The following is a 12,186-nucleotide window of genomic DNA, read 5'->3' as shown; positions in this document are numbered from 1 at the left end:
AACTATCCAAATAGAAACAATTGTTAAATTGCCAAGAATCAACTCGGTGATAATTAACATTTATTACCAAGTTGATGAATTATTCATCGCAGTCTAGAGTTGAGAACAAGCCAATGTCAATCATATTGTGATTTTTTAGTATAAAATTTGTTTGACTTTTATATTCAGAAAAGAAATCATAAAAAATGAAGCCAGATTTTTTCCTATTCAATCAGTTACTGTAACTGCATGCTGTTTATAGGAATCATAATATGACAGATTATGGCTATCTATTTGTCATATTATGATTTTTTAATATGTGAAATTACCGTAATTCACCGACAAACAGAATAGAGGTGTCATTAATGGTTTCGTTGAGTAAAAATCAGTCAGTTTCGCTTGCCAAACAGAGCGCTTCGCTGGCTAAAGTAGATTTCGGTCTGGGATGGGATCCCGTGACCAAAAAGAAAGGCTTTCTTGCCAGTTTATTTGGTGGTGGCAACGATGAGATTGATTTGGATGCAAGCTGCATTCTGCTTGATAAATCAGGTAATGCCATCGATACAATATGGTTTGGCCAACTACACTCAAAATGCGGTGCTGTACAGCACACAGGCGATAATATGACGGGTGAAGGCGATGGTGATGATGAAGTTATCCGCGTTAATTTGCTCAAACTACCTGCCAATGTCGAATACCTGGCTTTCACTGTTAATAGCTTTCGTGGGCAAACCTTCAATGATGTTGAAAATGCCTTCTGCCGTGTTGTCGATCAAAGCGGCGAAGAATTGGCGCGCTATCAACTGAATGAACAAGGTGCCCATACTGGCATTATCATCTCTTCCCTGTGCCGCAATGAAGGCCAGTGGGACTTTACGGCGCATGGCGTTCCTTGCCTCGGCCGTACCATAGACTCCATGCTCCCGCAAATAGTTGAAACGGTGGTGCGCTGATGAATCTGACACCCGGAGGAAATGCCCCTGTTTCCAACCAGACACTCACCGTGCGGGTTTTATCCGGTTCTGCCGTTGATGTCTCGGCTTTCCGTCTGTATGCCGATGGTAAAGTCAAAGGGGATCCAGACATGGTGTTCTACGGTCAGCCCGTCAACGATGACAACACCATTCGTTTGGCTGGCGGCAACATCAATACCTCGTTTTTCGTCAACTTGCCCGCATTAAGCCATGATGTCCAGAAAGTGGCATTCACCGCAACCTGCGATGGCAACCAGACTATTTCCAGCCTGCGCAATCTCTCCATTCGGGTTGAGCTGAACAGTGATGTCATGTTGCAAGGCAATGTCGAAATTCAGGGGCGTTCAGAAGCGGCCTTAATCCTCGGTGAACTGTACCGCCGCAATGGGGAATGGAAATTCCGCTTTATTGCACAGGGTTTCAACGGCGGCCTTAAGCCTCTGGCGGAACATTTTGGCATGGACATCCTTGATGATGCACCAGTGCCAACATCCCCAGCTCCAGCACCCAACAGCATCAACTTAAGTAAGGTTTCTCTGACTAAAGAAAAGCCTACCATCAGCTTGAATAAACGCGATAACTTCGGTGAAATCCGCGTTAATTTGAACTGGAATCAGACTTCTCCTGCCTCCAAGGGCTTATTTCAGAACATGTTTGGTTCAAGTTCCAACAAAGGCGTGGATCTGGATCTCGGGGCATTCGTCCGCCTACAGGATGGCAGCAGCGACGTTATACAGGCGTTGGGAAACCGCTTCGGCGATTACCGCTACGAACCCTATGTGAAATTGCAGGGTGATGATCGCACTGGCAGTACCAATGACGGCGAATGGCTCCATATCAATGGCCTTGAGTGGAAAAACATCCGTGAGGTTTTAATTTTCGCCTTTATCTACGAAGGGATCCCTAGCTGGGACAAAACCGATGGTATCGTCACAATCCATATCCCTGAGCAACCGCCGATTGAAACACGCCTGACAGAAGGCCAGAACAATCGTGGAATGTGTGCCGTTGCCCGTCTTATCAACGAAAATGGCACCATCAAAGTGGAACGCATCAATCAATACTTCACAGGGCATAAAGATATGGACAGGGCGTTTGACTGGGGCTTTAGTTGGACATCCGGCAGTAAATAATTCTTTTGGATCAAAGCAGTTACACAATCAGTGTTTGCATCGCAAATTTTAACGGAGGGGCTTATGTCCTTTTTAAACAAAATCAAATCAGCGCTCAACGCAGGGCGTGAAGAGCTGACTAACCAAGTTGGTCGTTTCAAGAATAAAAAATTCATGGAAGGTACTGTTGCGGTATGCGCGCACGTAGCAATGGCAAGCGATGGTGTCAGTTCAGACGAAAAACAGAAGATGATCGGGTTCATCAAAAGCTCCCCTGAATTGAAAGTGTTCGATACCAGCGAAATCATCGAATTTTTCAATAAGCTGGTGAGCAGCTACGAATTTGATGCCGACATTGGCAAAGGTGAAGCCATGAAATTCATCATGGCACTGAAACAGCAGCCAGAAGCGGCGCAGCTTGCTTTACGCGTAGGGATCGCAGTTGCCAAGAGTGACGGTGACTTTGATAACAACGAAAAGAATGCTGCCCGGGAAATTTGCACAGCCCTTGGCTTTGCTCCGGCTGATTTCGAACTGTAATCGCAGATAATTATTTAAGAGGCTTACTTCATGGTATCCACGCACATTGGTTTTCCGATGGAAACCGTTGCTGTATTTATTATTCTGTCGGTTGGTGCGCTCTTTATCGACCTCTTTATGCATCGTCATGATAAGCCGATTTCGCTGCGCAGTGCCGCCCTTTGGTCTATTTTCTGGGTTGCGATTGCCTTTGCTTTCGCGGGGTTCCTGTATGTACATCACGGCGCAGAAACGGCCAGCTTGTTTGTGACAGGCTACGCACTGGAAAAAGTCCTTTCCGTCGATAACCTGTTTGTCATCATGGCAATCTTCTCCTGGTTCGCCGTTCCAGACCGCTATCGCCACCGGATCCTGTATTGGGGGATCATCGGTGCAATCGTCTTCCGAGGTATTTTTGTTGCTATCGGGACAAGCTTGCTGGCACTTGGGCCGTGGGTTGAAATTGTGTTTGCCGTTATCGTTGGCTGGACTGCGGTCATGATGCTGAAAAGCGGTGATGACAATGATGAGATCGAAGATTATTCGCAACATATAGCATACCGTCTGGTGAAGCGCTTCTTCCCAATCTGGCCGAAGTTGCGCGGCCATGCTTTTATGCTCAATCAAAAAGAAGTGGATGCAGAGCTGGCTAAACCGGAAAACGCGGATGTGAAAGTCGGCCGGGCAGGTAAAGCGGCACTTTATGCCACGCCCCTGATGCTGTGTCTGGCGGTCATTGAGCTGTCTGATGTGATGTTTGCCTTTGATTCTGTACCTGCGGTTATTGCAGTCAGCCGTGAGCCTTTGATTGTATATAGCGCCATGATGTTCGCTATTTTGGGCTTGCGTACGCTCTACTTTGTGCTCGAAGCGTTGAAAAAGTATCTGGTACATTTAGAAAAAGCAGTCATCGCCCTGCTGTTCTTTATTGCCATCAAACTGGGCCTTAATGCCTCTGAACATATATTCCACCACGGCTATTCAATTTCGGCGACAACCAGCCTGCTTGTGGTGATTGGGGTATTGGCAGCGGGCATTCTTGCCAGCTTGTTGTTCCCGCAAAAAGAAAATGCAAGCTAAATCCGGTAACTAAAACCCTTACCCAAAAGAAACGGGTATCTAAACGTAATCAATGAGGAAATAACAATGGGTGTATCTCTTTCTAAAGGCGGTAACGTTTCTCTGAGTAAAGAAGCGCCAACCATGAAAAATGTTCTGATCGGTCTCGGCTGGGATGCCCGCGCGACTGACGGGCAGGATTTCGACCTTGACGCATCAGCTTTCCTGTTGGCAGCAAACGGCAAAGTGCGCGGTGATTCTGATTTTATTTTCTACAACAACCTGAAATCGGCTGACGGCTCCATTATGCACACTGGTGACAACCGCACTGGTGAAGGAGACGGCGATGATGAATCACTGAAAATCAAACTGGATCAGATCCCAGCAGACATCGACAAAGTGGTATTCGTGGTCACTATCCATGACGCACAGACCCGTCGCCAGAGCTTCGGCCAAGTTTCCGGCGCATTCATCCGTCTGGTTAACGATGATACCCAAGTTGAAGTTGCTCGCTATGACCTGACAGAAGATGCCTCAACCGAAACAGCCATGCTGTTCGGTGAATTATATCGCCACAACACAGAGTGGAAATTCCGTGCCGTAGGCCAAGGTTACGCGGGTGGTTTGGCTTCTGTTTGTGCGCAATACGGAATCAACGCTGCGTAATTCGTTATTTTGGCGTTGTTCAATATAAAAGTATCAGTGTGAAAATTTAATAAGTTAATATTTCGCACTGAAATTAAAAGCCCTGCCTGAATAAATAAGCAGGGCTTTATTTTCATTTATACAAAGAAATAAAGCGTAAGAAAACGCTTCTCAATCAAATGAGATTTTGAATATAGCATTCTTAAATACTGGTTTAAGGCAACACTGTCAGATGTTTTTCAGTATATGATTAAACGCCAATCGTTTTCCCTTTAGCCAAGTTAGAATATTAATTCATTGTTACTGGAATGAAACCCAGTTAACGTCAGCATGAAATTAAATAGGATATTTACTCTCTGTTTTATAATTTAATCTATTCTGGTCAATAAATTGGTCTGAGAGGTAATCATTTTTCGCTTTCCCCTTCCTCGCCAAATACCATCAAAGCGCCCAGCATTGCTCGCCGTATATCTGACTGTATGACGAATATTACGATGGCCCAAATAATCTTGGATCAATCGGGTATCAACACCATTATCCGCCAACGCATAACCACAAGAATGGCGCAACATGTGCGGGTTCGCACAAATGGCAATTTCTGCTTTGATACTTGTGTTGCGAATAATTTTATAGAATTGCTGACGCGACAAAGGTTCCCCGGTACGAGAAATAAATAACCATTCACTTTTGCCGAATTTTTCAAATTTCTTACGTACAGATAACCACTTACGCAAAATCTGTATTTCCCGTGTCACCATGGGATGAATGGTGGAAAACCCATTTTTCAAACGATTGACGCTCAAACTGCGGTCACGCAAGTCAACATCGGACATACGTAATCCCAACAACTCAGAAACACGGAAGCCATGGAGAAACCCCATAAAAAGCATACAAATGTTACGTTCTGCATTAGGACCTTTCCCTAATTCAGCTAAGAGTTGCTCAATTTCAGATTGAGTTAAATATTTACGTTTTAGCATAATACATTACTCTCTATGGCCACTGTTTACTTATTCTTAAAACAAATATTTTCAAAACTAATATTTTTTAAAACTCATATTCTTCAAAATAAAGTTATTCATAAATAGAAAAAATTCAGCGGGAGCCATTGGTTAAATAAATATATATTCATCACTAAAATAAAAATAACCACCACAGTCATTTAAAATGACATTGAAATTATCAAGTTATCTTTGATGAATTTAAAAAACATATTATTCCATTAACTTCCAACACCGCGACAAATATATATAGCAAAACTAAACATAAGTAATAATTATTATTCAAAATAAAATCATTATTTTTAATAATTGATATAAAATTGATTCATGGCGAATAATGCAACAGATAGGATAATCAAGCAATATTTTTTTAGTTATTAAGAATAAATGAAAGATAAAATTTAAATTTATTGCCTGTTTTTATTCTAAAAGTAAAAAACAAAGCACTTTCAAACAAATAGACAGCAATTAACCAATGAATTTATTGCAAAATCACAACACAATAATTACACCATTGAGAATTAATCAATGTATCAATTAAATTTAGGAAGGGTTATCCAATGGAGCCATATGTATTTTATATATATGGCTCTATATTCTCGCAATATTTCATTCCATGACATAATGCACGTATTAAATGGTCATTTATAAAATGCTAAAAAAAATAGCATCAAGATACCCATTTTCTAATTATTACTCCCCTTCAATCGGTTTTAATCTGGCCGTAAAATGGCGCAAAATGGGAGGCTCGTGAGTAAACGTTAATCCCCTGATATCAGCCACTCGTTGTTTTAACGAAATAAAAGCCTCAACGACATAATCCATATGGTCGTTGGTATAAACACGGCGGGGAATAGTTAATCGCATCAATTCCATCGGTGACTTTTTCTGTTCACCGGTTTCTGGGTCTCGCCCCAATAACAAAGAACCAATTTCCACCCCCCGGATACCGGCTTCCAGATATAATTCATTATTCAAGGCATGGGCTGGAAATTGATCGCTGGGAATGTGGGGCAAAAACAATTTGGCATCAACAAAAACAGCATGACCACCAATCGGGTACTGAATGGGAATTCCGGCTTTTCTTAGCTGCTCTCCTAAATATGTGACTTGATTAATGCGATAAGTCAGAAAATCCTCATCCATTCCTTCTCCAAGACCTATCGCCATCGCTTCCATATCACGCCCGGCAAGCCCGCCATAAGTCACAAACCCTTCCATCGGAATACAACGAATACGCACTTCATTGAATAGCTCTTCATTATCACGGAAACAGCAAAGACCGCCGATATTCACCATGGGATCTTTTTTCGCAGACATCGTCAGCATATCGCCATATTGATACATCTCTTTGACTATCTCTTGAATTGATTTATTTTCGTAACCTTTTTCCCTTTGCTTAATAAACCAAGCATTTTCACAAAAACGGGCTGAATCAATCACCACAGGAATATCATGTTGCTTTGCTATTTCATAAACTGATTTCATATTGGCAAGAGAAACCGGCTGTCCCCCGGTACTATTGCAAGTCACTGTCACAATAATGGCAACCACATCATCTGCGCCATACTCTTTGATAGTGTGTTTAAGTGCTTCAATATCAAAATTGCCTTTCCAATCATAATAACTGCCTGTATCAAAGGCTTTGTCAGTAACAACATTAATCGCCTTGGCACCATTTAACTCCACATGGGCCATTGTCGTATCAAAATGGAAATTGGAAATAAAAACAGGCGCAATAGCCCCTCCGTTTAATTTCTTACGGGCAATCAGAGCGGGAAATAAAATCTGCTCTGCGCCACGCCCTTGATGGGTGGGAATAGTATATTGGTAGCCAATCAGTTCCTTAACTTTATCGACCAAATGATAATAATTACGAGAGCCGGCATAAGATTCATCGCCCATCATCATTCCTGCCCATTGATGATTGCTCATCGCTCCTGTTCCTGAGTCAGTCAATAGGTCAATGTAAACCATGTCAGAAGGCAGCATAAATGGGTTATGCCCTGCCATTTCCAATGCAGTTTCACGCTCAGCGCGACTTGTCATCCGAATATTTTCTACCATTTTGATGCGGAAGGGTTCTGGAATACGTTTCATTTAGATGCACCTATTTAAAAGGAAAACAGAAATTGATGTACTGAATAATAAATAAAGCTATCTGATTATTTTTCTAAGCCATGCAAGATGAATACTGACAAATAAAAAATATGATGAATTATTTTTATGGGGATAGGAATAAAATGACTAAACAGGTAAAGGGGCGAATAACCAACAGAAAAGCTTAAGATTTTCACGAAGAAATTTTTTACACAGAAAAAAACAAACATTCATATGTTAGCCCGTAAAATATTAATTAACACATATATATTGTAACACTTATACAATAGTGCAATATTTCTGTCTATCTGGATTTTATAACAATAATAATAAGCATAGGGTAATAAAAAAATCCAAGTAAAATCAACGCACAATAAAATATAACCCATGTGTAAAATACCAAACCTAAATGATAACGGTATAATTATAATCGTCGGTTTATAAAATTTAAAAACCAGACAAATACAAAACCAAATACAGATTGTTAACATGAGTATTTATCAGGTTATATATAACTTGGTTAATCAATATAGATTGATGGACAATTATAGAATCATTGATGAGTGTAGCGTGGCTGGTAGATATTATTCTGACAAAACATTTTAGAATGGATAAATATCCAGTGATTTTTTGCGAGTCACTTCGCAAAGAGTGACATTATCGATAGCATATTAGGTCACTAAACGCTAGGGTAGGAGCCGATCATTAATCGATGAGTGCGATACAGATGAAAACAAGTATGAATTCGCGGTGCAGTGCGGGCGAAGTGCTGATAAAGTATCGCTGTATACCCAAATAACACAAGGAACGTACAAATGAGCCTTCATGTTGCATTTCGCCATACTGACATTGATATCCCGGAATTAATAATTAATGGCAGTGCACTCAGCGATGCTGGATTTACCGCGAATGAGTTATTTCATATTTCACAGTTTTCCAATGGAATCATTATTTCGCTGGTTGATCCCAATGCAGATCTGGTCAATTTGATCAATGAAGTCGAAGATAATCCATACGAAGGGATCGACAGCATTCGTGAAAATGGCGAATTCTATATTGCAGGGGATTGGTTAACACTCAGCAATTTAATAGAACAACCTATCAACATTGAGATCGAACCTGGAAAGATGATCCTTAAACCGAAATTGGGAGAAATGCTGGCTTAAATAGTATCAATTCAGAATGATTGTTTATTTAAAGCCCGCATCTATTTCAAACCATTCTCATCTTATGGCAATTATACCTAATGGATTTCAAGCTGCATCGCGGCGGCAAATGAATGACAAATTCGTCGGCAACGAATTTGCCCAGCCAAAAGCTGGCCTCCGGTGAGAGACAGGACCTATCAATAATCCCCGGGAGCATAGATAACGATGTAACCGGGGTGAATGAGTACAGCCAACAAAGCGGCAACTTGAAAGACGAAGGGGAATATTTATTAACTCGACTGGTTATCTAAAAATTGCCTGCTAATAAGCCGGAAAGATCATCAAGAAAATTTTCGGCTTATATTCATGGTTTTCACATTTCAATATCTGGCAATATAAAAACCACTCAACCACGATAAATAGGTTGATAAGCTATTTCCCGCCAGCTAAATCAATAAAATTCCCCGTCACATACGATGCTTCATCCGATAGCAGCCATGCAATAGCCTGAGCAACTTCTTCTGGCTGTCCACCCCGCTTCATGGGCAAAAACTCTTTGACTCTATCAACACGCCCAGGCTCTCCGCCATCAGCATGCATTTCGGTATAGATGAGCCCGGGACGAACCGCATTCACCCTAATCCCTTGGGCTGCAACCTCTTGCGCTAACCCGATTGTCATCGAGTCAACAGCACCTTTTGATGCCGCATAATCAATATATTCATGGGGAGCGCCCAGCCTGGATGCAGCAGATGAAACATTGACGATTCCCCCTCCCTGCCCGCCATGCCGAAAAGCCATCCTTTTGACCGCTTCACGGGCACAGAGAAAAGCCCCTGTGACATTGGTTGCTAAGATGCTATTTATCCTTTCTGCCGTCAGGTGTTCAATGGTCGTTTGCTGTTTCAAAATCCCAGCGTTATTCACCAGCCCAGAGATGTAACCCAGCTCTTTTTCTGTCTGCTCGAATAACGCCATAACCTGCTTTTCATCTGCTATATCGACTTGAACGGCCATTGCCGATTGCCCAAGAGCCCGCAGCATATCGACAACTTCATAAGCCTGCTCCTGGCGATGCTGATAACCAATACAAATATGATGCCCCTGCTTTGCCAAACACAGTGCTGTAGCCTTGCCAATACCTCGGGAACCACCTGTAACGATTGTCACTTTTTGCAAAATAGCTTCTCCCCATTTTCAGGTTATTTTTTCAGATTACTTTTTCACATCAAATCCCTGCGATTGCGCTAATTGGCTCATTGATTTCAAATCAGCCATCAAATCATCAATATTGTTGTCCAACAAATTCTGGTGCATTTCACTGAATGCCACGCCCATCTCTTGCAAACTCTGAATCGTCAATCGCTTGGCCTCCTGAAATTGCGGACTGTTGGCCCGATGGAGATTCAGTGATGCCAGGGATTCCAAGGCATTTTTAATCATCGGCAAATAGCGATTCAGAAATGCAGTACCGGATGGGACATCCCTTTCATCTTCTTTCATGCAACTGATGATGGCACGGGTTTTCTCTTCAATTTTTTTCAGATAAGGCCAGACATCCTGAGGAACAGCGGGCTGGTATGCCATAATTGATGCCAACTGCTGAATGTATTGGCTAAAAGCGGGTGGGGCTTTATCCGGTTCAGCCGGAATAGGCATTTGAGGAGGTTCGGCCACTTTATTGTTCTTATTAATGTTTTTCCCATCCATATAGAACAAGAAAGCCACTGTCACCGTGTAAATAAAGCTAAACCACAACGGAATCAATTTTGAATCATGAATCATCCAATTCACGACTATAAGGCCGGTCATCACCAGCAAAAATAACCTTCCTTTCGTTAATTTCTTTCTCTTGGCTTTAATCAGCAATGCCATAAACCCAGCCAATAGGAAGTATGCCGGTAAGGCATTTGCAACCCCACACAGTGCTAGCATGATGACAAAATGCCATACATTGCTCGAATATCTTTCACGACGAGGGGCGAAAAGAGCCATAATCCCCAGATAACTGGAAATAGAAATTAATCCACTTATGTCACTTTGAACAGCTAACGGAGCGTCTTTCAAAGGCCCCCATTCGAAGTGAGTAAAAAAACTACTCAACACACCGCCTGCCAATAACCCGATAAAATGGAATAACAGGCGTAAAAAAAATGCTTTTATCTTATCCACAACAAAGCTCATTCCTTTAAATCCCCATCATCGTGCAAATTGTGACCTGAACGATGATGGGGATAAGTAACATAATAATGTGTATAGAAAGTGGCGCAAAATTAGAATGCGCCTGACATACACAATATGTCGTATCTGTTTATTGTTATTGATATTTCGTGATTGCAGCACTTAAGCGCTGACGCAAGTTTTCTTCCATGCCTGCCAGTTCCACTTCAACTTGGGCACGCTTGGCTTTTGCATCAGAAGCAATGCGCATGGTGTCTTCAACCGTATTGATTAGGCGTTGTTGCACATCACGCAACGTTTCTACATCAATAATCGAGCGTTCCACTTCTGTGGCTGTTGCAATGCTATTTTGTTGCAGAATTTCCGCATTTCTGCGCAGCAATTCATTCGTTGTGTCGCTGACTTCTTTTTGCAATTTGGCTGCCTTGCCCTGAGCTTCCAACGACATTTGCAATACCAACTGGCTTTTCCAGATAGGTAAAGTTGTCATGATGCTGCTCTGAATTTTTTCTACGAGCTGCTGGTTATTGCTCTGCACAATGCGAATTTGTGGCGCAGTTTGAATTGCCACAGTTTTTGACAACTCCAAATCATGAATACGGCGTTCAAAACGAGTGATGTTTTCCACCAGATCTTTCACGCTCTGGGCATCCATCATGTCCTTGGACATTTCGGCTTTCATGCGCAATTCAGGTAAAAGTTCATTATTCACCTGTTCTAGCTTCAGCTTGCCGGCTTCAACATACAGTGTAATATCACGATAGAAGTTAAGGTTGCGGGCATAAAGTTGCTCAAGCACATTGATATCGCGCACCAGATTAGTCATTGAGCGGTCAAGGTGGCCGCTGATGGTATCCACCTGTTGTGTCAGTGATTTTCTGTCAATGCTGATCCGCTCTACTTTTTTGAACAGTCCGCCAATCAACGGCAGTTTACGCAAGAAACCACTGGCTTTCTCTTCTTCAGTCAGCACCCCGTTTTCACGTACAAACACCACCAGATCTGACAACTTTTTACCGACTTCCCCGGCATCTTTTGAACGGACATTTTCCAGCAGGGAATCAGCAAAGCGCGCAATTTCCCCCATTGGTTTAGCACCGTAACTAATCACGGCAGCCGGCTGGAAAATATCAATTTTTTCAACCAACGCATTCACCTTTTCCCGATCAACCTGTTCAGATAATTGCGTTGCACCAGATTGACGTTCAAATGATGGTATCGGCATGGTTTCCGTATTCATGGGGTAATCCTGTTGTAAAATTGATATAACAATATGGAAAATAAAAAATATTATACGATTTTCACTGGTTATTTAAAACACATTCATTCCTGAGCAATTGTGTTTCAATTCCTCAATTGAACGTACTGCTTATTTGATTTTATTTGTGTATTTCAGCATGCAAAAGCGGGGATAAACTCACAGAATGAAATATAATGATCTATCAATAAAAAAGTTTAATTAATTAAA

Annotated in this window: 12 protein-coding genes; 7 read left to right on the top strand and 5 right to left on the bottom strand. The window is 41.9% G+C overall.

Annotated features, from left to right (window positions below; genetic code table 11):
* The first annotated feature begins 344 nt into the window (after positions 1 to 344).
* From FE392_RS06490 to FE392_RS06470, 5 genes are all read left to right on the top strand, one after another.
* Positions 345 to 932 carry a TerD family protein gene (locus FE392_RS06490; protein ID WP_319929407.1) on the top strand — a complete coding sequence of 196 codons (588 nt, stop codon included), beginning with the start codon at positions 345 to 347 and terminating at the stop codon, positions 930 to 932.
* Positions 932 to 2,086: a TerD family protein gene (locus tag FE392_RS06485; protein WP_319929406.1), complete on the top strand. Its 1,155-nt coding sequence runs from the start codon at positions 932 to 934 to the stop codon at positions 2,084 to 2,086. Before FE392_RS06490 ends, FE392_RS06485 begins: the two co-directional genes overlap by 1 nt.
* Positions 2,087 to 2,149: 63 nt before the next feature.
* Positions 2,150 to 2,605, top strand: a complete 456-nt coding sequence (locus tag FE392_RS06480; protein ID WP_319929405.1) for a tellurite resistance TerB family protein — start codon at positions 2,150 to 2,152, stop codon at positions 2,603 to 2,605.
* 30 nt (positions 2,606 to 2,635) lie between these two features.
* A complete protein-coding gene (locus FE392_RS06475; protein ID WP_319929404.1) occupies positions 2,636 to 3,664 on the top strand; it encodes a TerC/Alx family metal homeostasis membrane protein in 1,029 nt (342 codons plus the stop codon).
* A gap of 66 nt (positions 3,665 to 3,730) precedes the next feature.
* The gene (locus FE392_RS06470) at positions 3,731 to 4,309 is read left to right on the top strand and encodes a TerD family protein (protein ID WP_092507922.1); all 579 of its coding nucleotides are present in this window, start codon (positions 3,731 to 3,733) and stop codon (positions 4,307 to 4,309) included.
* Positions 4,310 to 4,656: 347 nt separating this feature from the next.
* Here the strand turns inward: FE392_RS06470 and FE392_RS06465 are convergent, their stop codons facing one another.
* Both FE392_RS06465 and tnaA read right to left on the bottom strand, forming a co-directional pair.
* Positions 4,657 to 5,268 carry a tyrosine-type DNA invertase gene (locus FE392_RS06465; protein WP_319929403.1) on the bottom strand — a complete coding sequence of 204 codons (612 nt, stop codon included), beginning with the start codon at positions 5,266 to 5,268 and terminating at the stop codon, positions 4,657 to 4,659.
* Between the two features lie 714 nt (positions 5,269 to 5,982).
* Positions 5,983 to 7,389, bottom strand: coding sequence for a tryptophanase (gene tnaA / locus FE392_RS06460; RefSeq protein ID WP_319929402.1), 1,407 nt, complete (start codon positions 7,387 to 7,389; stop codon positions 5,983 to 5,985).
* Between the two features lie 815 nt (positions 7,390 to 8,204).
* Between tnaA and FE392_RS06455 the strand changes: the two genes are divergently transcribed.
* Both FE392_RS06455 and FE392_RS06450 read left to right on the top strand, forming a co-directional pair.
* Positions 8,205 to 8,555, top strand: coding sequence for a hypothetical protein (locus FE392_RS06455; protein WP_319929401.1), 351 nt, complete (start codon positions 8,205 to 8,207; stop codon positions 8,553 to 8,555).
* 113 nt (positions 8,556 to 8,668) lie between these two features.
* Positions 8,669 to 8,848, top strand: a complete 180-nt coding sequence (locus tag FE392_RS06450; protein ID WP_319929400.1) for a hypothetical protein — start codon at positions 8,669 to 8,671, stop codon at positions 8,846 to 8,848.
* Positions 8,849 to 8,969: 121 nt separating this feature from the next.
* Here the strand turns inward: FE392_RS06450 and FE392_RS06445 are convergent, their stop codons facing one another.
* The 3 genes from FE392_RS06445 to FE392_RS06435 form a co-directional block, all read right to left on the bottom strand.
* On the bottom strand, positions 8,970 to 9,716 hold the full coding sequence (locus FE392_RS06445; protein WP_319929399.1) for an SDR family oxidoreductase: 747 nt from the start codon (positions 9,714 to 9,716) through the stop codon (positions 8,970 to 8,972).
* A 36-nt stretch (positions 9,717 to 9,752) separates the two neighbouring features.
* Positions 9,753 to 10,721: a 5-bromo-4-chloroindolyl phosphate hydrolysis family protein gene (locus FE392_RS06440; protein WP_319929398.1), complete on the bottom strand. Its 969-nt coding sequence runs from the start codon at positions 10,719 to 10,721 to the stop codon at positions 9,753 to 9,755.
* A gap of 133 nt (positions 10,722 to 10,854) precedes the next feature.
* Entirely contained in the window at positions 10,855 to 11,958 is a 1,104-nt protein-coding gene (locus FE392_RS06435) for a toxic anion resistance protein (protein ID WP_319929397.1), read from the bottom strand.
* Positions 11,959 to 12,186: the final 228 nt, after the last annotated feature.

The sequence above is a fragment of the Xenorhabdus santafensis genome, from assembly GCF_033949405.1.
GTDB classification, from domain to species: Bacteria; Pseudomonadota; Gammaproteobacteria; order Enterobacterales; family Enterobacteriaceae; genus Xenorhabdus; species Xenorhabdus santafensis.
Note: the sequence above shows the minus strand (reverse complement) of the source record. Positions and strands in the feature narration are given on the sequence as shown.

Bases quoted from the DNA above. Each gene is read 5' to 3' on its own strand.
- FE392_RS06465 (WP_319929403.1), bottom strand. From the start codon at position 5,268: ATGCTAAAACGTAAATATTTAACTCAATCTGAAATTGAGCAACTCTTA.
- FE392_RS06475 (WP_319929404.1), top strand. From the start codon at position 2,636: ATGGTATCCACGCACATTGGTTTTCCGATGGAAACCGTTGCTGTATTT.
- FE392_RS06455 (WP_319929401.1), top strand. From the start codon at position 8,205: ATGAGCCTTCATGTTGCATTTCGCCATACTGACATTGATATCCCGGAA.
- FE392_RS06440 (WP_319929398.1), bottom strand. From the start codon at position 10,721: ATGAGCTTTGTTGTGGATAAGATAAAAGCATTTTTTTTACGCCTGTTA.
- FE392_RS06490 (WP_319929407.1), top strand. From the start codon at position 345: ATGGTTTCGTTGAGTAAAAATCAGTCAGTTTCGCTTGCCAAACAGAGC.
- FE392_RS06470 (WP_092507922.1), top strand. From the start codon at position 3,731: ATGGGTGTATCTCTTTCTAAAGGCGGTAACGTTTCTCTGAGTAAAGAA.
- FE392_RS06480 (WP_319929405.1), top strand. From the start codon at position 2,150: ATGTCCTTTTTAAACAAAATCAAATCAGCGCTCAACGCAGGGCGTGAA.
- FE392_RS06450 (WP_319929400.1), top strand. From the start codon at position 8,669: ATGACAAATTCGTCGGCAACGAATTTGCCCAGCCAAAAGCTGGCCTCC.
- FE392_RS06485 (WP_319929406.1), top strand. From the start codon at position 932: ATGAATCTGACACCCGGAGGAAATGCCCCTGTTTCCAACCAGACACTC.
- FE392_RS06435 (WP_319929397.1), bottom strand. From the start codon at position 11,958: ATGAATACGGAAACCATGCCGATACCATCATTTGAACGTCAATCTGGT.
- tnaA (WP_319929402.1), bottom strand. From the start codon at position 7,389: ATGAAACGTATTCCAGAACCCTTCCGCATCAAAATGGTAGAAAATATT.